This window comes from Geodermatophilus siccatus, from assembly GCF_900103785.1.
Classification (GTDB): domain Bacteria; phylum Actinomycetota; class Actinomycetes; order Mycobacteriales; family Geodermatophilaceae; genus Geodermatophilus; species Geodermatophilus siccatus.
Window position 1 is genome coordinate 132,053 of the sequence record NZ_FNHE01000011.1, and the last position, 20,719, is coordinate 152,771.

Here is a 20,719-nt window from a genome sequence, read left to right on the forward strand (position 1 = left end):
CGGCCCACGGGCCAGCGGGGTGTCGTACCCCGCGGGAGCTCCGCCCCTGCTTCCCGGTGGAAGCAGGGGCGGAGCTCCCGCGGAGTGGTGGTGCTCAGCCGGGCCTCGGGACGCCGCTGTCAGACGGCGGCGGTCCCGATCAGGCCCTTGCGGGTGACCAGGCCGGCGAGCTCCTCCTCCGGCATCCCGTCGGTCCCCTCGGGCCGGCGGGGGACGACCATGTACCGGGACTCGGCGCTGGCGTCCCACACGCTGATCCGCGTCCCGGCCGGCAGCTCGAGCCCGAACTCCCGCAGCACGCCGCGCGGGTCGCGTACGACCCGGGACCGGTAGGCCTCGCTCTTGTACCAGGCCGGGGAGGGGCCGAGCAGCGCGATCGGGTAGCAGGAGCACAGCGTGCAGACCACCACGTTGTGCTCGTCCTCGGTGTTGGCGACGACCTTGAGCCGCTGCTCCTGCAGGCCGCCGGACATCGACAGCCCGAGCTCCCGGATCGCGGCGTTGGCGTCGGCGAGCAGCCGGTCCCGGAAGTCCGGGTCCACCCAGGCGCGCGCGGTGATCCGGGCCCCGTTGGCCGGGGAGCCCCCGGCGAGGAACTCGTCGATGCGCCGGTCGATCTCGCCCTCGTCGACGAGGCCGCGCGCCTCCAGGAGGGCCTCGACGTGCCGGACCCGCTCGGAGATCGCCGAGCTGCCGTGGTGGTCTGCGCTCATGGTGTCCCTCCTCGGGGGTCGGCGGGCTCCAGGTAGTCCTCCCAGAGCTCCACGGTGACGGCGTGGTCGCCGTCACCGAACAGGTCCGCGGCGGCGAACCGCACGTGGTAGACGGCCTGCGTCGTGCCCGGCAGGCCACGGGCCCGGTCGTCGGCGAGCGGGTGGTGCCCGGCGAGCTCGACCACCCGGCCGACCGCGCCGCGGGCGTACCGCGGCAACCGGGTGTGCCCCGCCGGGTCGGCGGTGCTGGTCCGCACCGCGTCCCCGGGGGCGAACCGGTCAGCCACCGGCCGGCTCCTCCGGCGTGGCCAGTTCCTCCGGGGTGGCCAGTTCCTCCGGGGTGGCCAGTTCCTCCGGGGTGGCCAGTTCCTCGGGGGTGGCGACGCCCTTCTCGACCAGCAGGGTCGTGATGGCCGTGAACCACTTCTCGTAGTAGGAGCTCGAGAGATAGGCGTCCGGCGGCATCCGCTCGATGGCGTCGCGGAACTCGTCGAGGTTGTAGACGCCGCGCCGGATCAGCGCCGCGTTGAGGGCCAGGACGTGCGCTTCCCAGTCGGCGTGGAAGGCCGGCTCGTCGGGCTCCTCGACGATCGCGGGGAAGCCGACCATGCCGCCGACGTCGTTGATGCGGCTCACCCGCCGATCCTGTCCCGTCCCACCGGATCGGTCCAGCGCGCCGGGCGCCCGACGGGCGGGCCGACCGCTCCAGGAGCAGGCTGAGTCCCTGGACCGCGACCGTCCCGACGCCCGAGGAGTCCCCGTGCCGCGTCGACGCACCGTCTTCACCGCCCTGACCGCCGCCGTCCTGGCCGGGGTCGCCCCGGCCGGCACCGCGGCCGCCGCGCCGGGGGACGCCGCCGTCCCGCCGCCGGAGAAGGTGCCCCGCGCGGTCGGGACCGGCGGCGCGGTCGCCACGGTCGACCCCGACGCCACCCGGGTCGGCCTGGAGGTCCTGGCCGCGGGCGGCAACGCCGCCGACGCGGCGGTCGCCGCGGCCGCCGCGCTCGGCGTGAGCGAGCCCTACTCGGCGGGCGTGGGAGGCGGCGGCTTCTTCGTGTACTACGACGCCGCGACCGGCGAGGTCACGACGGTCGACGGCCGGGAGACCGCGCCGCAGGCGATGGGCGCCGACGCCTTCGTCGGGGAGGACGGCGAGCCCCTGCCCTTCGAGGAGGCGGTGACGAGCGGGCTGTCGGTCGGCACGCCGGGGACCCCGCTGACGTGGCAGCGGGTGCTCGACGAGTTCGGCACGCTCTCGCTGGCCGAGGCGCTGGAGGGCGGCACCGAGCTGGCCGAGGAGGGCTTCGTCGTGGACGAGACGTTCCGCCAGCAGACCGCCGACAACGAGGAGAGGTTCCGCCGCTTCGCGCCCACCGCCGAGCTGTTCCTCCCCGGCGGCGCGCTGCCCGAGGTGGGCTCGGTGTTCCGCAACCCCGACCTCGCGCGCACCTACGATCTGCTGGCCGCCGACGGGGTCGAGGCCCTCTACACCGGTGAGCTGGGCGAGGAGGTCGTGCGCACCGCCCAGGAGCCCCCGCTCGCGGAGGGCGCGGCGCCGGTGCGGGCCGGCCTGCTGGAGGAGTCCGACCTCGCCGCGTACGAGGCGCCCATGCGCGAGCCGACCCGCGTCGAGTACCGCGGCCTGGAGGTCTACGGGATGGCGCCGCCGTCCAGCGGTGGCTCGACGGTCGGGGAGGCCCTGAACGTCCTGGAGGGCTCCGACCTGGCCGCGCTACCGGAGGTCGACGTGCTGCACACCTACCTGGAGGCGAGCGCGCTGGGCTTCGCCGACCGCAACGCCTACGTCGGCGACCCCGCCTACACCCAGGTACCTCTGGCCGAGCTGCTCTCCGACGCCTTCGCCGCCGAGCGGGCCTGCCTGGTCGACCCGCAGCGGGCGGCGCCCAAGCCGGTGCCGGCGGGTGTCCCGGACGGCGAGTACGGCCCGTGCCCGGCCGCGGCCGCAGCCACCGACGACGGCGGTCCGGAGGGGCCGTCCACGACGCACCTCACCGTGGCCGACGCCGAGGGCAACGTGGCCGCCTACACGCTGACCATCGAGCAGACCGGGGGCAGCGGGATCACCGTCCCCGACCGCGGGTTCCTGCTGAACAACGAGCTGACCGACTTCACCTTCGCGCCCGCCGACCCGACCCGTCCCGAGCCGAACCTGCCCGCTCCGGGCAAGCGGCCGCGCAGCAGCATGGCGCCGACGGTCGTGCTGCAGGACGGCGAGCCGCTGCTGGCGCTCGGCTCGCCCGGCGGCGCCACGATCATCACCACCGTGCTGCAGACGCTGGTGGACCGCCTCGACCGCGGCACCGACCTGGTCGACGCCATCGCGGCCCCGCGGGCCAGCCAGCGCAACGCCGCGACGGCCGACGCCGAGCCGGCCTTCATCGACGCGTACGGCGCCGAGCTGACCGCCCGCGGGCACGCCTTCGCGGCGGTCGACGAGATCGGGGCCGCCACCGGGGTGGAGTTCCTGCCCGACGGCCGGCTGCTGGCCGCGGCCGAGACCGTGCGGCGCGGCGGCGGCAGCGCGGGGGTGGTGCAGCCGGGCGGCTGACCCCCCGGTCAGCTCCCGGGAGAGCGTCTCCGGCCCAGCTGCACCAGCACCGCCACGGCCAGCAGCAGCGCCCACACCCCCTGGACGGCGACCAGCAGCGGGGTCGGGCCCCCGGTTCCCAGCGCGGCGAGCAGCGGCAGGCTGCCGACGACGCCGACGTCCACGCCCTGCACGAGCGTGGCGCCGACCCCGGCCGGCAGCACGCCCATCGGGGTGGAGACCACCGGCCCGGACCAGTCCGGGTCCGGCCGCAGCGCCCCGCGCAGCGCCGCGGCCGCCCACGCCGGCACCGCGGCCAGCCCGAGCAGCGCCCAGCTGCCGAGGAGGCCCGTGCCGACGCCCAGCAGCAGCCCGCTGAGGGTGCAGACCAGCGCGGTCGCGACCAGCGGGACGACGGCGCGGCTGCGCACCACGGCCGCGGCTGACAGCGCGAACAGCCGGTCCAGCTCCGGTGCGCCGTGCGCCTCCCGCGCGGCTCGCCCGGCTGCCGTCGCGGCCAGCCCCCAGCCGACCAGGCAGCCGGCCCAGACCGCGGGCGGCAGCGCGCCCAGCCCCTCGGTGCGGGCGACGACGACCGGGACGGCGGCGGCGACGGCGAGCTGGCCGAGCTGCCACCGGCCGCGGGCGAGGACGGCGAGGTCGGCGGCCACCACCGCCTGCCAGGGGCGGCGCACCCGGGAGAACCGGCGGCTGCGGCGGGGCGGGCGGTCCCGGCCGGCCAGCGCGCGGCCCAGCTGCCGGGTGTCCAGCGAGAGCAGCGAGCCGCCGGCGTCGCGGGCCGTCGCCCCGCCGGCGAGCAGCCGCCCGGCGTCCAGCCGGCCCAGGCCCCGGTCGGCCTGCACGAGCAGGGCCGCGGCGGCGACCGCGGCGACCGCGGGCGCCCAGCCCGGCAGGGTGCCGGCGACCGGGACGCCGACCGGGCCGCCGCCCGCCGCTGCGAGGGTGCCGGCGACCGCGGGGACGACGGCCGCCGCGCCCGCGACCGCACCGGCGACCCCGGCCACGCCGCGGCCGCGGCGCCCGGTCTGCAGCAGCGCCGTCCCACCGACCGCGGCGACGGCCAGCGCGACCGCGGCACCCAGGCCGCCCAGCACCGAGGCCGCCGTCGGCGCGGCGGCGGCCCCCAACACCAGCGGCAGCGCCAGCAGCACGGCGACGGCGCCCGCGGCGACGGTCAGCCGCACCAGCTCGCCGCGCAGCAGGCTCCGGCGGTCGGCGGGCAGCGGCAGCCACCACGCGGCGGCCGCCGGCGTGGCGCTCACCGGCCCCAGCCGGGCCAGGACGACGACCACGCCGGCCAGCGCGACCAGCGTCAGGGCGGCTGAGGTGAGCGAGGCGGGCAGCGTCGTCCCGGTGACCGGCGCGCCCGCCAGCGCGATCCGCTCGCGCAGCGAGGCGAGGCTGCCGCCGGCCACGGCCACGCCGATCCCGGCGGTGACGAACCCGCCCCAGGCCTCGGAGAGCCGCTCGCCCAGCGTGGTCCGCGCCCGCGCCGCCGTCGCGGAGCGGGTCCAGCGGCGCACCGCCGCACCGTCCAGCGGCGCGGCCACCTCGGTCGCCACCGCTCAGAGCTCCGCGATGCGGCCGGCGGCCTCGGCCGGGGCCAGCAGCCGGCAGGCGTCGTCGCCCACCACGAGGACCTCGTCGGCGACCGTCCCGACCACGTCGGCGTCGTGGCTGGCGAAGAGCACGGCGGTGCCGGCGTCCCGCAGGGCGGCGAGCCGGGCGGCCAGCCGGGCCCGCATGCCCGCGTCGAGCCGGCGCTCGGGCTCGTCGAGCACCAGCAGCCGGGCGGGGCGGACGAACGCGGCCGCGAGCGCCAGCCGCCGCCGCTGGCCGGAGGAGAGCGCCGAGGGCAGCGCGTCGGCGCGCTCGCCGAGGCCGAACGCCTCGACCTCGGCGTCCACGACCTCCTCGGCCGCGGCCACCCCGTGCCCGCGCGCGGTCAGCAGCAGGTGCTCGCGGCCGGTGAGCGAGACGAAGAAGGCGTCGTCGTCCAGGACGGCGGCGACGTCGCGGCGGAAGGCCGCCGACAGCTCGTCGACCGGCGCGCCGGCGAAGGCGACGGTGCCGTCGAGCGGCTCGAGCAGGCCGACCAGCGTGCGCAGCAGCGTGGACTTGCCCGAGCCGTTCGGGCCGACGACGGCCACGGCGCGGCCGGCGGCCAGGCGGAGGTCGACCGGGGCGCACACCGGGGCGGCCCCGTGCCCCACGGAGAGGTCCTCGACGACGAGCAGGTCGGGCGATCCGGGTGCGTTCCGCATGGCCCGCCCACCGTAGGACGGCGGTCGGAGCGCAGCCGGTTCCGGCGCGCGTGCCCACGGCCCAGGATGGCCGCATGGACGCCGACCCCGGGCTCGAACCCGACCTCGAACCGGACCTGGACGGCTTCCTGCTGGCCCGGATCGCCGAGGACCAGCGGCTGGCCGCCGAGGCCGCCCAGGCGAGCGGCCGCGAGTCCTGGGACGGCGGCGTGACCGCGCCGCACGGCGCCGCCGACCACGTCGCCCACCACGACCCCGCACGGGTGCTCGCCGAGTGCGCCGCCAAGCGACGGCTCGTGCTGGCCTGCCGCGACGTCCGACCCGACCTGCGGCTGCTCGGCGCCCGCCCGGCGGGCCTGGACATCCCGCTGCCCCCCACCGACCAGCACCAGTTGGCCGCGCTCACCCTGGCGCTGCTCGCGCTGCCCTACGCCGCGCACCCCGACTACCGGCCGGCCTGGCGCCCCTGACCGGACCCGGCGACCCCCGAGCACCCCGGTTGCGCGCGTGGAGACGCATCAGCGGGTGCGGATGCGTCTCCACGCGCGCACCCACCGGGGACCCGGCACACCCCGGCGATGAGTCGCGGGGCCCGGGCGGTCGGTTCTGCGACGGGAAGCGCACCCGGGAGGCACGGTGCGCACGCTCGCGATCACCCAGGACACGACCGTCGACGGTGCGGTGGAGATGCTCGGCGACTGGTTCGACCCGCAGGGGCAGTCGGGGTGGACGACTCCGACCTGGTCGAGGGGATCCACAGCGAGGACGAGCGTGCCGACGCCCTGCTCCTCGGCCGGCGGACCTCCGAGGACTCCCGCAGCTACTGGCCGGTCACGTACTGCGCCATGCCGCGGCCTGACCGGCCCGCCACGCCTCGGCGGGCCGTGGCCGGCACACGGCGGTTGCGGATCCGGCTCTTGACAGCGACGTGAACGGCCTCCTACTTTTCGACCTAATCGTTTAGCGGTGACGAGCACCACAGGTCGCCGTGGGACCTAAACGTTTAGGAGGCCAGTGGTGGGGCGGAAGCCGACCTTGCGTGACGTCAGCGTGGCCAGCGGCCTGTCCACCTACACGGTGTCCCGGGCACTCAGCGACGGCGACGGGGTGTCGGCGGCCAGCCGGGAGGCGGTGCTCAAGGCCGCCCGCGAGGTCGGCTACGTGCCCAACGCCGCCGCCCAGCAGCTGCGCAAGAACACCCGGAGCTCGGTCGCGGTGATCACCGCGAGCACCAGCAACCACTACTACCTGGAGCTCATGCGGGGGATCGACCGGACCCTGCGCCGGTCCGGCCGCACGACCGTCGTGGCCGACATCGCGGCCGAGGGGCGGTACACCACCGCCCTCGAGGACGCCACGGTGCAACACCTGATCCAGTCGCGCGCCGCCGGGGTCATCTCCACGCTGACGCTCCGCGGCAGCAACCTCGACCTGCTGCACGACTGGGACATCCCGGTCGTGTTCGTCGACGCCGCCCCACCGGAGGAGGCCGGACTCGTCCCGAGCATCACGACGGACAACCGGTCGGCCAGCCAGGCCGTCGGCGACCACCTCGCCGAGCACGGCTACGGGCAGTGGCTGCTGCTGGCCTACCCGAGCCGCTGGTCGACGCGGGTCCCGCGCGAGGCGGGCCTTCGCGAGACGGCCCGGCGGCACGGCGCCGAGCTGACGGTCGTGGAGAGCGAGAACGACGTCGACTCGGCGGTGCGGGCCCTGGAGGCCCACCTCGACCGGTCCGGCCCGGCGCCGCGGGCCCTCGTGGCCGGGAACAACCCCCTGCTGCAGGGCGCCCTGCGGGTGCTCCGGTCCCGCGGTCTGCGCGTGCCCGACGACGTGGCCGTCATCGCGTTCGACGAGTTCCCGTGGGCGCCGCTGCTGGACCCGCCGCTGACCGTGCTCGACGAGCACAGCGAGACGATCGGTGAGCTGGCCGCGCAGACCCTCACGCGGCTGATCGACGCGCAGATCGAGGCGGAGCGGGCAGGCCGGCCCGTGACGCCGGCCTACCTCCCGGACGACCGACGGGAGGTGGCCTTCGACCTCGTCGTCCGCAAGTCCTGCGGCTGCTGACCCCGCCGCCCCCTTCCTGACCCCCGTAGCACCCGGGCGGCTGTCCGCCCCGTCGAAGGAGACACCCGTGCGCCGTACGACCCGTCCCACCCCCGCCCGGCTCATCGCCGGCCTGAGCGCGATCGTCCTGCCCCTGTCGGTCACGGCCTGTTCCTCCGGGGACGCCGAGACGGCGGCCGGGCCGGAGTCCATCGAGAGCATCGGCCTGCTGGTGCAGGACATGTCCAACCCGTTCTTCTCCGCGATGGACCGCGGCCTGCAGCAGGCCGCCGAGGAGATCGGCGCGACCGCCAACACCCAGGACGCGCAGCTGGACCTGGGCACCCAGACCAGCCAGATGGACGCCTTCATCCAGCAGGGCGTCGACCTCATCGTCGTCAGCGCGGTCGACCAGGATGGCATCGAGCCGGCGATTCAACGGGCCAAGCAGGCCGGGATCATCGTGATCGCGGTCGACACGCCCGCGGTGGGTGCCGACGCGGTCGTGGAGACCGACGCGGTCCAGGCCGGGGAGACGTCCTGCACGTACCTGTTCGAGCAGCTGGGCGGGCAGGGCAACGTCCTGCTGGTCGACGGCACGCCGATCCAGACGATCATCGACCGGATCGAGGGCTGCAAGAACGTCGCGCAGAACTTCCCCGGCATCAAGATCGTGGGTCAGCAGGCGTCGGAGAACGACCGGGCCTCGGGCCTGGCCGTCACCACCGACATGCTCACGGCGACCCCCGACGTCCAGGGCATCTTCGGCATGAACGACCCGTCCGCCCTCGGTGCGGTGCTCGCCGTCGAGCAGGCCGGCATCGCCGGACAGGTGAAGGTGACCGGCGTCGACGGCAGCCCCGAGGCCGTCGACGAGCTGAAGCGGGCGGGCTCGCCGTTCATCGGCACCGCCACTCAGGCGCCCGGCGAGATGGTCCGCCGGGCGGTCGAGCTGGCCCAGCAGATGGTCAGCGGCGAGGAGATCGCCGAGACCCACATCCGGATCCCGAGCGAGCTGGTGACCCGGGACAACGTCAACGAGTACGCCGGCTGGTGACCCGACGTGGGGCGGTCCCGGCTGGACCGCCCCACCCGGGCCGGCCGGGCCCGGCCCTCAGGACCCCGAGAGGACTCGATCGATGACGCAGGACATCCCCCTCTTGCGACTGGAGGGCGTGACGAAGCGCTACGGCGCGACGACCGCCCTCGACGGGGTGCACTTCGACCTGCGCGCGGGCGAGGTGCACGCCCTCATGGGCGAGAACGGCGCCGGCAAGTCGACGCTGATGAAGATCCTCGCCGGCAACGTGCAGCGCGACGCCGGCCGCATCCTCCTCGACGGGGCGCCCGTCGAGATCGAGAGCCCCAAGGACGCCACGGCGCTGGGCATCGCGATCATCCACCAGGAGCTCAACACCGTCCCGGCGATGACCGTCGCGGAGAACCTCGCCCTCGGTCGCGAGCCGCGGACGAGGTGGGGCTCCCTCGACCGGCGGGCCCTGCTGCGCGAAGCCAGGGAGAAGCTCGACCGCATCGGCGCCGACATCGACCCGCGCCGCGAGCTCGGCTCCCTGTCGGTCGGCATGCAGCAGATGGTGGAGATAGCCCGAGCGGTCAGCGAGGACGCCCGTGTCCTGGTGCTCGACGAGCCCACCGCGGCGCTGTCGCGCGGGGAGTCGCTGCAGCTGTACCGCCTGGTCCGGGAGATGCGCGCGGCCGGGGTGGGGCTGGTCTACATCTCCCACCGCATGGAGGAGGTGTGGGAGCTCGCCGACCGGATCACGGTGTTCCGGGACGGCGGCTACGTCGGCACCCGGGAGCGCACCGAGATCAACCCCTCCGATGTCGTCCGCATGATGGTCGGGCGCTCCTTCGACGACCTCTACGCCCACGCGCCCCGGCAGCCCGGCGACGTCGTCCTCGACGTGCAGGGGCTGACCGACGGCGAGCTCGTCGGCCCGGTGGACTTCCAGGTCCGCGCCGGCGAGGTCGTGGCCATGGCGGGGCTCATCGGCGCCGGTCGGACCGAGACCTGCCGGCTCCTGTTCGGCGCCGACCACGTCCACGGCGGCAGCGTCCGGGTCCGCGGACGGGAGGTCCGGGCCCGCTCGCCCCAGCAGGCCATCGCCGCGGGCCTCGCCATGGTCCCCGAGGACCGCAAGGCGCAGGCGCTCTTCCTGGACCACACCGTCGAGGACAACATCGCAGTCAGCTCCCTGCAGGAGCACAGCCGCGCCCAGGTGCTCCGGCGCGACTCCGTGCGGACCGCCGTCAAGCGGCACATGCGCCAGCTGCGGATTCGCGAGAGCGCCATCGGTCTCCCCGCCCGGGCGCTGTCGGGCGGCAATCAGCAGAAGGTGGTCCTCGCGCGCTGGCTGATGCGCGAGGCCGACGTGCTGGTCCTCGACGAACCCACCCGCGGGGTCGACATCGGCGCCCGCCGGGAGATCTACGAGCTCATCGAGGAGCTGACGGCGGCCGGCAAGGCGGTCCTCGTCGTCTCCTCCGACCTGCCCGAGGCCATCGGGATCAGCGACCGTCTGCTCGTCATGCGCGCCGGCCGCATCGTCGCCGAACTGGACTCGCACACCACCACCGAAGAGGACGTCATGTCCCACGCCACCGGGACGGCCACCAGCCCATCAGGAGCACACCATGTCTGAGTCCGCCCCCCGGAGCGCCACCGCTCCGGCCTCCCCGGGCCCGTCGTCGGCCCCCGAGTCGATCCCCGTCCCCGCGGCCGAGGAACGTGTCGCCGCCCAGCGCGGGGTCGACCTCGCCCGCTGGTGGGACCGGGTCGGCATCCTCGTCGTGCTGGTCGCCCTCGTGGCGCTGATGGTCTTGATCGCGCCGAACTTCGCGAGCGTGTCGAACTTGCTCAACATCGCGCGGTCGATCTCGATCAACGCGATCCTCGCCGCCGGGCTGACGCTGGTCATCCTGACCGCCGGCATCGACCTGTCCGTCGGGTCCATCCTCGCCGTCTCCGGCGTCGTGTCAGTCCTCGCCGCGGTCGGCGGGCTGCCGGCGTGGGTGGCGATCGTCCTCGGCGTCGTGGCGGGCTGCCTCGCCGGCCTGGTGAACGGCATCCTGACGGCGTACCTCGGCCTGGCGGCCTTCATCGTCACGCTGGGCACGATGACCGCCCTCCGGGGGCTGGCCTACACCATGACCGACGGCCAACCCATCGTGTCCAACACGCTGAACTTCCGGGACATCGGCAACGGCTACGTGGCCGGCATCCCGGCGCCGGTCGTGGTGATGATCGTCGTCTACCTGGTCATCTGGTTCCTGCTGGAGCGAACCCGGTACGGCAAGCAGGTGTACGCCGTGGGCGGCAACGCGGAGGCCGCCCGGCTGGCCGGCATCAACGTCCGGCGGGTCACCACGTCGGTCTACGTGATCGCCGGCGCCTGTGCCGGTCTGGCCGGCATCATCTTCGCCGCGCGGGTGGTCTCCGCCCAGCCCACCGCCGGCACCGGCTACGAGCTCGACGCCATCGCCGCGGTCGTGCTGGGCGGCACCAGCCTGGCCGGCGGCCGGGGCCGGCTCTACGGCACGCTGATCGGCTCGATCATCCTGGGCGTCCTCAGCACCGGGTTGATCCTGATGAACGTCCAGTTCTTCACACAGCTGCTGATCAAGGGCGGCGTGATCATCCTGGCCGTCGCCATCGACGGGCTCAAGCAGCGGCCGCTGCGACGCCAGCGGGTCCGTGCCGCTGGGGCCGTCACATGAGCGCCCACCCCACCCGGCCCGCCGTCCCCGTGTCCCCGACCTCCCAGGAGGAGTTCGTGTCCCTGCCCGACGTCCACGTCCGGGACCCCCTCGGCGGCCGGCGCCGGAACGAGCCGGTGGTCTTCACGGTCCCCGTCGAGCTGGAGGGCGACCTCTGGACGGCACGGACCGCGGAGGGCGACGAGGTGACCTGTCAGGTGCTGCGCGCGCAGCAGGCGCCGGGGTCGACCACCCTGGTCGCCGCGGTCAGCTTCGTCGGCGAGACGAAGCTGACCCTGACCGGTCCCGCGGCCGCCGACGTCGACGGCATCCGGGAGCTGCCCGCCCGGGAGGCGGACGCCTTCGTGCGGCTGGACACCGGCGTCTTCGACCTCGAGATGTGCAGGGGGACGGCGCAGGGGACCGGGTCCTCGAAGTGGGGCCTGCGGCACTTCTCGTCGACCGCGGAGGGCGTGGACCTGCTGCCGTCGGGCAACAACGCGATCGGTGGCTTCTACGGTCCGTTCTTCACCCCCGAGAACGGCCTGATCAACCCGCCCGAGCACACCACCGTGGAGATCGAGGTGGTGGAGCGCGGGCCGGTGCAGCACCACTACCGGATGCACGGCACCGTGCCCGACGGCCTCCTGCCCGAGCTGCGCGGGAAGCGCTTCAGCATCGACTGGGTCTTCACCCACGGCAGTTCGCACTTCACCCGCGTCTACCGGGTCGACGAGTTCCAGACCGTCATCAATGGCCGGTCCGTGACCAACAAGATCACGGTCGGGGACGAGTTCGAGAGCGGCCAGGGCAGCGTCGTCTTCGACCGGTTCGCGGCCCTGGGCGGCACCCGCTACCGCAGCGGCGACCCCTACGCCGGTCAGCTGGCCGACATGGTCGGCGACACGCTGGCGACCTCCACGTCGCGCAGCGAGACCTTCGACCGCTTCCGGACGGCGCTGACCGGCGACATCGAGGCGGCGCACTGGGACCTCTACTGGCGGCTGTTCTGCGTGTGGGAGGGGGCGCTCGACGAGGCGGAGATCCGCGAGCGGCTGGGCCGCGTCCGGGCCGCCTCGCACGTCCTCGCCGACCTGCCCGACCGGCGGTGGCAGCTGGACGCCGAGCCGGTGGACGTCTCGGCGGTCGAGCACGAGACGGTGTTCGCCGGTCCGGCGGCCAAGACCGTGGAGTTCCACTCGGAGACCGGCCGGACCATGGTCTGGTGGACGTCGGCTCCCTCAGGGGCGTTCCAGATCGTCCAACGACCGCAGTCCGGCTGGGTCAACTGGGGGACCAACGGGGAGAACGAGTGCCCCGAGCTCCCGGTCGGCGTGACCGTCAGGACCGCCTACGGCCAGTTCGCCGACAGCTGGAGCGCCGTGGCCGACCAGCTCGAGTCCCCGCCCGTGGTCACGCAGTCCTGACGCGGCCCGTCGCGACCGGCCCCGCACGTCCGCCGACGTGCGGGGCCGGTCTGCGCCCGGGCCCGGCTCAGCGGTGCAGCAGCTCCCCGAAGGCCGCGCAGGTCTCGTCGACGGCGGCCTGCGCCGCCGGGGACACCGCGCCCATGGCGAAGAAGCCGTGGATCAGCCCGTCGTACCGGCGGACCCGGGCCTGCACCCCCGCGGCGCGCAGCGCCTCGCCGTAGGCCTCGCCCTCGTCGCGCAGCGGGTCGTACTCCGCGGTGACGACGACCGCCGGCGGCAGCCCGGAGAGGTCGGCGGCGTGCAGCGGGGACAGCCGCGGGTCCTTGGCGTCGTCCCAGGCTCCGGCGTAGTGGCCGTAGAACCAGTCCATGGTCGGCTGCTCGAGGAAGTAGCCGCGGGCGTTCTCGGTGCGCGAGGGATAGTCGCCGAGCGCGTCGACCGCCGGGTAGACGAGCAGCTGCGCGGTGAGCGGTGTGCCCTCGGCGGTCAGCTGCTGGGCGACGACGGCGGCGAGGTTGCCGCCCGCGCTGTCGCCGGCCACGGCCAGCCGGTCGTCCCCGCCCAGCTCGTCCCGGTGCGCGGCGATCCAGCGGGCGGCGGCGACGGCGTCGTCGGCCGCGGCGGGGAAGGGGTGCTCCGGGGCGAGCCGGTAGTCGACGGCGACGACGACCGCGCGGCTGCCGCGGCAGATCTCGCGCACCGACCGGTCGTGGGTGTCGAGGTCGCCGATCACCCAGCCGCCGCCGTGGAAGAAGGCGACCGTGGGGAAGGGGCCCTCGCCCTCGGGCCGGTACACGCGGGCGCGCAGGTCGCCCTCGGCGCCGGGCACGGTGGTGTCCTCGACCGCCGCGACCGGCACGACCAGGTCCGGGGAGCGCGCGGCGCTCATCACCAGGTACTGGGTCCGGGCGGCCTCCGCCGTCCCCTCGTGCATGGGCGGCAGGCCGGTCTCGGCCAGCATGGTGAGCAGAGCGGCGATGTGCGGGTCGACCGGCACCGGGCCTCCTGTGCGTGCGTGTGCTGGGTCACGGCAACCTATCCGCGCCGGACGACGGTCCCGGCACTCGGGTGTCCGCACCTGGCGACCCGGGCGACCCGCCGCTGACCTCGGGCCGGGGCGCGGCCTGGTTGACTGGTTGAACACTGGACCGTCGCCGGTGGCGGCCCCCACCCCCGAGGAGGACAGCCGTGCACGTCGGCGTCGACAGCTTCGTCGCAGCGGTGACCGACCCCTCGACCGAGCGACCGGTCGGGCCCGAGGAGCGGATGGCGCACCTGCTCGAGGAGATCGCCCTCGCCGACGAGGTCGGGCTGTACTCCTTCGGCATCGGTGAGCACCACCGCCCGGAGTACTACGACTCGGCACCGCCGGTGATCCTGGGCGCCGCAGCCGCGCGCACCTCGCGCATCCGGCTGGGCAGCGCGGTCACCGTGCTCAGCGCCGCGGACCCGGTCCGCGTCTTCCAGCAGTTCGCCACGCTGGACCTCGTCTCCCGCGGCCGCGTCGACCTGGTGGTCGGCCGCGGCTCGTTCGTCGAGGCGTTCCCGCTGTTCGGGCTGTCGCTGGCGGACTACGACGAGCTGTTCGAGGAGAAGCTGGACCTGCTGCTGCGGCTGCGGGACTCCGAGGAGGTGACCTGGTCGGGCCGGCACCGCCCCCCGCTCACCGGGCAGGGCGTCTACCCGCGGCCGCTGCAGGACCCACTGCCGATCTGGGTCGGGGTCGGCGGGACGCCGGAGTCCTTCGTCCGCGCCGGGCTGCTCGGCCTGCCGCTGATGGTGGCGATCATCGGCGGGGAGCCGCGGCAGTTCGCGCCCCTGGTCGACCTCTACCGCCGGGCCGGCGCGCAGGCCGGGCACGCGCCCGAGCGACTGCGGGTGGGGCTGCACGTCTTCGGCTACGTCGCGGAGAGCACCCGGGCCGCCGCCGACACGATCTACCCGGGCTGGCACGAGATGTTCACCAAGGTCTCCCGCGAGCGCGGCTTCGCCCAGCCGACGCGGGCGCAGTTCGACGCGACCAGCGGCCCGAACGGCGCCTTCTTCACGGGCGACCCGGACACCGTGGCCGACAAGCTCGTGCGGGTGTCCGGGCAGCTCGGCGGGGTCGACCGCGTCTCGATCCAGATGACCAACCCGCGGCTGGCGCACGCCGACCTGCTCCGCGGCATCGAGCTGCTGGGCACCGAGGTGGCCCCGCGGGTTGCGTCCGCCTGAGGTCAGACGCTCCCCTGCGCGGTGGCGAGCAGGACCGGGTCGTCCTGCCCGGCCCAGGTGCCGGTGAGCGTCGCGGCGCCGTCGGCGGGCGCGACCGGCGCCAGCACGCGGCGCACGACGAGCTCCAGGTCCCCGGCGCGGACGGTCGTCGCGTCGGCGGTGTCGGTGGCGGTCGGCGGGCCGAGGGCGCCGACGCCGGCCGCCGTCCCGCTGCCGGTGACGTGCGCGGTGGGGTCACGGCGCTCCTGCCGGTCGTCGACCACGACGTGCTCCTCGGCCTGCGGGGCGCCGGTGAGCACCGCGGCGGCCAGCGCGGCGACGTAGACCGGGTCGGCGCAGGCGTCGTAGACCCAGCGCCGGCCGAGCACCGAGTGCTCCGTCGTCCCCACCAGGTGCTCCGCCAGCTCCGGGGCGGGGGCGCCGCGGTAGGTCACCGGCACGTGCAGCAGGGTGTCGCCGACGCGCAGCACGAACGTCTCGGTGCCGACCTCGCCGGCCGGGTCGTCGAAGCGGTAGGCGGCGACCTGCTCGAGCTCGGCGCCTGCGGCCGCGGCACCCCACGGGCGGCCGGGCGCCCAGCCCGCCACCAGCTCGAGCTTCGACGGCCGCAGGGTGGCCCGGTGGATGAGTGCCATGAGGCCGACCGTACGGGCCGGTGGCCGGGCTGCCCGGACGGGTGCCGTCGCCGCTGGCTGCCGCGGATCCCCCGTCCGCCGTACGCTCCTACGACCGGGAACGGGCGGCGGGACGCCGTTCGTGCTCCCCGGTCGGAACGCACCGGGAACCCGTCCGTCGGGGCAACGGGTGGAGGAGGCGGGGCGATGGCGCAGGGTCCGGCGTCCATGCCGGTGCTCAGCCGGGGCAGGCACCGCAGTCCGGCGCGCGGGGCGTGCTTCCTGGAGTACACCGCCCTCCTGGCCGGCGAGCCGTTCACCGACGCCCCGGGCTGCGTGGACGGGGAACTGGCCGCGGTCCTGCGGCACGCCAACGACCGGCTGTCGGACGGCGACCGGTTCCGCTTGACCCCCCTGCTCGGTCGCGCGATCGGCCTGGTGGTCCCGGGGCCGGCGGCGTCACGGCGCCCGCGCCGCTCGGCGCGCCGGGCCGGGGGGGAGGACGCGCACGCCCTCGCCGTCCACGACGCGGTCGTCGGCGAGCTGCGCGAGTCGGTCTCGCGGCGCTTCACGGCCGCCCTGGGCCACCGCCCGTCCCCGGCGGAGTGGCGCGGGCACGGCTGCGGCCGGGACGTCGACCGGCTGTTCTGGTCCCTGATGCTGGAGCCCACCCCGGTCAGCACCTCGGCCGCGTACGTGGACCGGCTGGTCGACCGGCTGGTCCTGCTGCACGAGTGCTACGAGCAGGAGATGGCGCGGCTCGGACCCGCCAGGCGGTCACCGGGACCGACGCCGTCCTCGGGCACGACCGCGTCGTCCTCGGACGCCGTCCCGGCCGCGTCCCCGCCGGGGGTCTGACCGCCGCGCCGCACGCGGACCGACCCCGGCGTCCGCGCCCCGACGCCCTGTGGTGCGGTGGGCGGGATGCGGACACCGCGAGGGACGGACGCGGCGGTCTTCCTGCTGGGCCTGTCGGCGCTGCTGACGATCTACGCGCCCCAGCCGCTGCTGCCGGCGCTCGCCGCCGACGTCGGCGTCTCCGCGACCGCCGCCGCCTGGACGGTGAGCGCGACGGCGCTGGGGATCGCGGTGGCCGCGCCGTTCGCCGGGGCGGTGTCGGACCGGCTGGGCCGCAAGCGCGTGATGCTGACTGCGATCGCCGTGCTGGCCGGGGCGACGGTGGCCTGCGCTCTCGCCCCCGGCTTCGCCGTGCTGCTGGCCTCGCGGGCGGCGCAGGGCCTGGCCGTCCCCTTCGTCTTCGCGGTCGCGGTGGCCTACGTGGCCGAGGAGGTGCCCGCGTCCCGGTCGGCGGCCGTCAACGGCCTCTACGTCTCGGGGACGGCGTTCGGCGGCTTCCTCGGCCGGTTCCTCTCCGGGGCGGTCGCGGATGCGTTCGGCTGGCGGGCGTCGTTCGCGGCCCTGGCGCTGGTGCTGGTGGTCGTGCTCGGCGGGGTCGCGGCGTCGCTGCCGCGGGAGCGGCGGTTCGCGCCGACGACCGGTGTCCTCGGCGGCCTGCGCGGCATCGGCGGCCACCTGCGCAACCGGCGGCTGCTGGGCACCTGCGCCCTGGGCGCCGCGGTGCTGTTCGTGCAGGTCGGCGCCTTCACCTACGCCGGGCTGCACCTGTCCGGGCCGCCGTTCGGGCTGGGCACCGCGCAGGTCGGGGCGGTGTTCGCGGTGTTCCTCGTCGCCGTCGTCGTCACGCCGCTGACCGGGTGGCTGGTGTCGCGGGGAGGCCGTCGTGGCGTGCTCGTGGTGGCCACCGCCGTCGTGCTCGCCGGGCTGGCACTGACCCTCGTGCCGGCGACCGCGGCCGTCGTCGCCGGACTGGCCGGGGCGTGCACCGGCGTGTTCGCCGCGCAGGCGTGCGCCACCGCCCAGGCCGCGGCCAGCGGCGGCGAGGCCCGGTCGAGCGCGGTCGGCCTGTACCTGACCTGCTACTACGCCGGTGGCGCCATCGGCGCCGTCGTCCCGGCGCCGCTGTTCTCGTCGGCCGGGTGGCCGGCGTGCGTGGCGCTGCTCGGCGCGGTCGCCGTCCTGGGTGCGGGCACGGCGCTGGTGAGCTGGCCGGCGCGGGCCGGCGTCCAGCCCTCCGCGAGCCGGGCCCGGACGGCGTCGAGCGGGTCGGCGCCGATCGGCGAGCCGTCCGGCCGGTAGCGGACGGCGAGCGGAGCGGGAGCCGGAGCGGACGTGCCTGCGGGGGTGCTCCGCCCGTGCCCCCGTGGTGGGCAGCGGGAGGGCGTCCGGGAACGGTGGTCGGGCACGCCGCGCCGGGCGCGCAGGGGTGGCATCCGGCGCCGGCCTGTGAGGAGATGCCCTCTCGGACGGGACCACGCGGAGGTGGGCATGACCCGAGCGATCGTCGTCGGCGGCGGGGTCGCCGGGCCCGTCGTGGCGATGGCCCTGCAGCGCGTCGGCATCGAGGCCACCGTGCACGAGGCGCACGCCGGCCCCGCGGGCGACGTCGGCGCGTGGCTGGGCCTGCAGACCAACGGGCTCGACGCGCTGCGCGCGATCGACGCGGAGCAGGCGGTCGCCGGCGTGGGCTTCCCGACCCCGGTCATCGAGTTCCGCAGCTGGACCGGGAAGGTGCTGGGCGCCGTCCCCACGTCGGGCCCCGACGGGAGCGTCGGCCTCTCCCTGCGGCGCTCCGACCTCTACCGGGCGCTGCACGCCGAGGCGCTGCGCCGCGGCGTGCACGTCCGCTACGGCTCCCGCCTGGTCGACGCGCGCTGCACCGCCTCCGCGGTGACGGCCGTCTTCGCCGACGGCACCGCCGAGGAGGCGGACCTCCTGATCGGGGCCGACGGCGTCCGCTCCACCGTCCGGGCCCTGGTCGACCCCGGGGGGCCGCCACCCCGCTTCGTCCCGGTGCTCAACACCGCGGGGTACTCCGAGCACGTCCCGCCGGACGCCGAGGTCGGCCGGCTCACGATGGTGTTCGGCCGGCGCGGGTTCGCCGGGTACCTCGCGGCGCCGTCCGGGGGGACCTGGTGGTTCGCCAACCCGCCGCTGACCCGTGAGCCGCCGGCCGGCGAGGTGGCGGGCACCTCGGACGCGGAGTGGCGCGCCCTGCTCTCCGACCTGCACCACGGGGACCGGTCGCCGGTCCTGGACCTGGTCGAGGCCACACCCGGCCCGCTGCGCGGGTGGACGACGTACGACGTCCCGACCGTGCGCCGGTGGTCCGCCGGCCGCATGGTGCTGATCGGGGACGCCGTGCACGCCACCTCGCCCGCGGCCGGTCAGGGGTCGTCGCTCGCCGTCGAGGACGCCGTCGTCCTCGCCCGCTGCCTGCGCGACCTGCCGCTCCCCGCGGCCCTGGCGGCGTTCGAGGGACTGCGCCACGAGCGGGTGGAGCGGGTCGTCGCCCAGGCATTCCGCACCAGCAGCGCCAAGTCGCCCCCCGCCATCGGCCGGGTCGCCCGCGACCTGGTGATGCCGTTCGTGCTGCGGCGCCGCGACCCGCAGGCCTGGGTGCGGGCCCACTCCGTCGACTGGGACGCTCCCGCGGTCCCCGCCTGAGGGCTCCGCGTTCAGCCCCCGGCGAGCAGCGCGCGGACGGCGTCGAGCGGATCGGCGTCGGCCGGCGACCGGTCCGGCCGGTAGCGCACCACCCGGGCGAAGCGCAGCGCGACGCCGCCGGGGTAGCGGGGGCTGCGCTGGGCGCCGTCCAGGGCGACCTCGACGACCAGCTCGGGTTCCAGCAGCACGCCCCACTCGTGCTGCTCGCGGGCGAGCCCGGGGAAGGTCCGCGTCTGCCAGTCGAGCAGCTCGTCGGTCATCCCCTTGAAGGTCTTGCCGACCATCACCGGCTCGCCGCCGTCGGGGTCGCGGGCGCCCAGGTGGATGTTCGACAGCCTCCCGGCGCGCCGGCCGTACCCCCACTCCGCGCCGAGCACGACCAGGTCGAGGGTGTGCACCGGCTTGACCTTCTGCCAGGCCCGCCCGCGGCGGCCGGCGGCGTAGGGCGCGTCGAGCGCCTTGACCACCACGCCCTCGTGCCCCGCGCCCAGCGCGGCGTCGAGCACCTCGGCGGCCTGCTCGGGCGTGGGCCGGCGGACGCCGGGCATCCGCAGCGCCGCGTGCTCCGCGCCGGCCAGCAGCCCCGCCAGCGCGTCGAGGCGGACGGCCAGCGGCTCGTCGAGCAGGTCGCGGCCGTCGAGGTGCAGCAGGTCGAAGAAGAACGGGCTGAGGACGACGGCGGGGTCGGGCTCGTCACTGCCGAAGCGGCTCATCGTGTCCTGGAAGGCGCGCGGCCGGCCGTCGTCGTCCAGGGCGAGGGTCTCCCCGTCGAGGACGGCGGTGCGGCACGGCAGCGACCGGACCTGCGCGACCAGCTCGGGCACCCCGTCGGTCACCTCGCGCAGGGTGCGGGTCCAGACGCGCACGACGTCGCCGTCGCGGTGCACCTGGATCCGGGCGCCGTCCAGCTTGTGCTCGACCGCGACGGCGTCGCCGAGGTCGGCCAGCACGGCGTCCAGCGAGGCGCCGGGGCCGGCCAGCATCGGCCGCACCGGGCGGCCGATCCGCAGGTGCACGGCCTCCAGCGCGTCCGTGCCGCCGGCCAGGGCGGTGGCGGCGGTGTCGGGCAGGCTGCCCGACAGCATGAACGCTCGCCGCACGGCTGCGGTGGGGACGTCGGCCGCGGCGGCGATCGCGTCGAGGACGACGCCCTCCAGCGCGCCCTGCCGCAGCTCGCCGGTGAGCAGCCGGACGAGGAAGCGCTGCTCGTCGGTGGTGGCGGCGGTGAACAGCTGCCCGAGGAGCGCCTCCCGCCGGGCCGCCGACCCGGTGCCGGTCGTGCCGGCCAGCTCGGTGAGCGCACGGTCGACGTCGGGGACGGTCAGCTGCGGTGAGGTGGCCGGGTCGTGCGCGAGGCGGCTCAGCGTGCGCCAGCCGACCCCGAGCCGGCCCTGCAGGGGATCGCCGGCCAGCCACGCGGGAACCGCCCGCACCTCGTCGCCGTCCGCGCGGCGCAGCAGGTCGGCGATGGCCGTGGCCTTGGCCGTGCGCGAGCGGGTGGCCGCCACCGCGGCGGAGGCGGTGACGACGTCGGCGAACAGCACGGCGCCATGGTGGCAGCCGGGTCCGACACCACCGCGGTGCCGGTGCCGCAGCGCTGTCAGGCGGGCGGCGGCCGTGC

The 20,719-nt window shown here is 75.9% G+C and carries 20 protein-coding genes; 12 read left to right on the plus strand and 8 right to left on the minus strand.

Annotation, left to right across the window (positions count from 1 at the left end):
• Positions 1–119: 119 nt before the first annotated feature.
• From nthA to BLS21_RS26270, 3 genes are read right to left on the minus strand one after another with little or no spacing between them, the layout of a single operon-like run.
• Positions 120–713: a nitrile hydratase subunit alpha gene (gene nthA / locus BLS21_RS19315; protein ID WP_091222305.1), complete on the minus strand. Its 594-nt coding sequence runs from the start codon at positions 711–713 to the stop codon at positions 120–122.
• Positions 710–1,000: an SH3-like domain-containing protein gene (locus BLS21_RS26265; protein WP_091222307.1), complete on the minus strand. Its 291-nt coding sequence runs from the start codon at positions 998–1,000 to the stop codon at positions 710–712. Before BLS21_RS26265 ends, nthA begins: the two co-directional genes overlap by 4 nt.
• Positions 993–1,349 (minus strand): SH3-like domain-containing protein, encoded by a 357-nt coding sequence (locus BLS21_RS26270; RefSeq protein WP_091222310.1) that lies wholly within the window; start codon positions 1,347–1,349, stop codon positions 993–995. Before BLS21_RS26270 ends, BLS21_RS26265 begins: the two co-directional genes overlap by 8 nt.
• Positions 1,350–1,473: 124 nt before the next feature.
• On the opposite strand from BLS21_RS26270, the gene ggt reads away from it, so the two are divergent.
• Positions 1,474–3,282 carry a gamma-glutamyltransferase gene (ggt, locus tag BLS21_RS19330; protein WP_091222312.1) on the plus strand — a complete coding sequence of 603 codons (1,809 nt, stop codon included), beginning with the start codon at positions 1,474–1,476 and terminating at the stop codon, positions 3,280–3,282.
• A gap of 8 nt (positions 3,283–3,290) precedes the next feature.
• On the opposite strand, the gene BLS21_RS19335 is transcribed toward ggt, so the two are convergent.
• A complete protein-coding gene (locus BLS21_RS19335) occupies positions 3,291–4,844 on the minus strand; it encodes a DUF6297 family protein (RefSeq protein WP_091222314.1) in 1,554 nt (517 codons plus the stop codon).
• Between the two features lie 3 nt (positions 4,845–4,847).
• A complete protein-coding gene (locus BLS21_RS19340) occupies positions 4,848–5,546 on the minus strand; it encodes an ABC transporter ATP-binding protein (protein ID WP_091222316.1) in 699 nt (232 codons plus the stop codon).
• 74 nt (positions 5,547–5,620) lie between these two features.
• Here BLS21_RS19340 and BLS21_RS19345 point away from each other — a divergent pair, with 74 nt between their 5' ends.
• From BLS21_RS19345 to BLS21_RS19375, 7 genes are all read left to right on the plus strand, one after another.
• Positions 5,621–6,016: a DUF6221 family protein gene (locus tag BLS21_RS19345; protein WP_091222319.1), complete on the plus strand. Its 396-nt coding sequence runs from the start codon at positions 5,621–5,623 to the stop codon at positions 6,014–6,016.
• A gap of 255 nt (positions 6,017–6,271) precedes the next feature.
• The gene (locus BLS21_RS25645) at positions 6,272–6,478 is read left to right on the plus strand and encodes a hypothetical protein (RefSeq protein ID WP_217636209.1); all 207 of its coding nucleotides are present in this window, start codon (positions 6,272–6,274) and stop codon (positions 6,476–6,478) included.
• An 85-nt stretch (positions 6,479–6,563) separates the two neighbouring features.
• Positions 6,564–7,616, plus strand: a complete 1,053-nt coding sequence (locus BLS21_RS19355; RefSeq protein ID WP_091222322.1) for a LacI family DNA-binding transcriptional regulator — start codon at positions 6,564–6,566, stop codon at positions 7,614–7,616.
• A 67-nt stretch (positions 7,617–7,683) separates the two neighbouring features.
• Complete coding sequence (locus BLS21_RS19360) at positions 7,684–8,652, plus strand: ABC transporter substrate-binding protein (RefSeq protein ID WP_091222324.1); 969 nt, start codon at positions 7,684–7,686, stop codon at positions 8,650–8,652.
• A gap of 82 nt (positions 8,653–8,734) precedes the next feature.
• On the plus strand, positions 8,735–10,258 hold the full coding sequence (locus tag BLS21_RS19365; RefSeq protein WP_091222327.1) for a sugar ABC transporter ATP-binding protein: 1,524 nt from the start codon (positions 8,735–8,737) through the stop codon (positions 10,256–10,258).
• Positions 10,251–11,333 (plus strand): ABC transporter permease, encoded by a 1,083-nt coding sequence (locus BLS21_RS19370; protein WP_091222329.1) that lies wholly within the window; start codon positions 10,251–10,253, stop codon positions 11,331–11,333. The genes BLS21_RS19365 and BLS21_RS19370 overlap by 8 nt, the downstream gene beginning before the upstream one ends.
• The gene (locus BLS21_RS19375) at positions 11,330–12,739 is read left to right on the plus strand and encodes a hypothetical protein (protein WP_217636210.1); all 1,410 of its coding nucleotides are present in this window, start codon (positions 11,330–11,332) and stop codon (positions 12,737–12,739) included. Before BLS21_RS19370 ends, BLS21_RS19375 begins: the two co-directional genes overlap by 4 nt.
• 67 nt (positions 12,740–12,806) lie before the next feature.
• On the opposite strand, the gene BLS21_RS19380 is transcribed toward BLS21_RS19375, so the two are convergent.
• Positions 12,807–13,739 (minus strand): alpha/beta hydrolase, encoded by a 933-nt coding sequence (locus BLS21_RS19380; RefSeq protein WP_091222332.1) that lies wholly within the window; start codon positions 13,737–13,739, stop codon positions 12,807–12,809.
• 191 nt (positions 13,740–13,930) lie between these two features.
• Here BLS21_RS19380 and BLS21_RS19385 point away from each other — a divergent pair, with 191 nt between their 5' ends.
• The gene (locus BLS21_RS19385; RefSeq protein WP_091222334.1) at positions 13,931–14,959 is read left to right on the plus strand and encodes an Atu2307/SP_0267 family LLM class monooxygenase; all 1,029 of its coding nucleotides are present in this window, start codon (positions 13,931–13,933) and stop codon (positions 14,957–14,959) included.
• Between the two features lie 2 nt (positions 14,960–14,961).
• Here the strand turns inward: BLS21_RS19385 and BLS21_RS26275 are convergent, their stop codons facing one another.
• Positions 14,962–15,594 (minus strand): CG0192-related protein, encoded by a 633-nt coding sequence (locus BLS21_RS26275; RefSeq protein WP_091222337.1) that lies wholly within the window; start codon positions 15,592–15,594, stop codon positions 14,962–14,964.
• Positions 15,595–15,780: 186 nt separating this feature from the next.
• Between BLS21_RS26275 and BLS21_RS19395 the strand changes: the two genes are divergently transcribed.
• From BLS21_RS19395 to BLS21_RS19405, 3 genes are all read left to right on the plus strand, one after another.
• Positions 15,781–16,431, plus strand: a complete 651-nt coding sequence (locus tag BLS21_RS19395) for a hypothetical protein (RefSeq protein WP_091222339.1) — start codon at positions 15,781–15,783, stop codon at positions 16,429–16,431.
• Positions 16,432–16,497: 66 nt separating this feature from the next.
• The gene (locus tag BLS21_RS19400) at positions 16,498–17,730 is read left to right on the plus strand and encodes an MFS transporter (RefSeq protein WP_091222342.1); all 1,233 of its coding nucleotides are present in this window, start codon (positions 16,498–16,500) and stop codon (positions 17,728–17,730) included.
• Positions 17,731–17,919: 189 nt separating this feature from the next.
• A complete protein-coding gene (locus tag BLS21_RS19405) occupies positions 17,920–19,098 on the plus strand; it encodes an FAD-dependent oxidoreductase (protein WP_091222344.1) in 1,179 nt (392 codons plus the stop codon).
• A gap of 11 nt (positions 19,099–19,109) precedes the next feature.
• Here the strand turns inward: BLS21_RS19405 and BLS21_RS19410 are convergent, their stop codons facing one another.
• Positions 19,110–20,642: an ATP-dependent DNA ligase gene (locus tag BLS21_RS19410; protein WP_091222347.1), complete on the minus strand. Its 1,533-nt coding sequence runs from the start codon at positions 20,640–20,642 to the stop codon at positions 19,110–19,112.
• Between the last annotated feature and the right edge of the window lie 77 nt (positions 20,643–20,719).

What these genes read in the sequence shown, in the direction of transcription:
- BLS21_RS19370 (WP_091222329.1), top strand. Translation starts at nt 10,251, where the DNA reads ATGTCTGAGTCCGCCCCCCGGAGCGCCACCGCTCCGGCCTCCCCGGGC.
- BLS21_RS19375 (WP_217636210.1), top strand. Translation starts at nt 11,330, where the DNA reads ATGAGCGCCCACCCCACCCGGCCCGCCGTCCCCGTGTCCCCGACCTCC.
- BLS21_RS26275 (WP_091222337.1), bottom strand. Translation starts at nt 15,594, where the DNA reads ATGGCACTCATCCACCGGGCCACCCTGCGGCCGTCGAAGCTCGAGCTG.
- BLS21_RS19400 (WP_091222342.1), top strand. Translation starts at nt 16,498, where the DNA reads ATGCGGACACCGCGAGGGACGGACGCGGCGGTCTTCCTGCTGGGCCTG.
- BLS21_RS19395 (WP_091222339.1), top strand. Translation starts at nt 15,781, where the DNA reads ATGGCGCAGGGTCCGGCGTCCATGCCGGTGCTCAGCCGGGGCAGGCAC.
- BLS21_RS19365 (WP_091222327.1), top strand. Translation starts at nt 8,735, where the DNA reads ATGACGCAGGACATCCCCCTCTTGCGACTGGAGGGCGTGACGAAGCGC.
- nthA (WP_091222305.1), bottom strand. Translation starts at nt 713, where the DNA reads ATGAGCGCAGACCACCACGGCAGCTCGGCGATCTCCGAGCGGGTCCGG.
- BLS21_RS19405 (WP_091222344.1), top strand. Translation starts at nt 17,920, where the DNA reads ATGACCCGAGCGATCGTCGTCGGCGGCGGGGTCGCCGGGCCCGTCGTG.
- BLS21_RS19345 (WP_091222319.1), top strand. Translation starts at nt 5,621, where the DNA reads ATGGACGCCGACCCCGGGCTCGAACCCGACCTCGAACCGGACCTGGAC.
- BLS21_RS19340 (WP_091222316.1), bottom strand. Translation starts at nt 5,546, where the DNA reads ATGCGGAACGCACCCGGATCGCCCGACCTGCTCGTCGTCGAGGACCTC.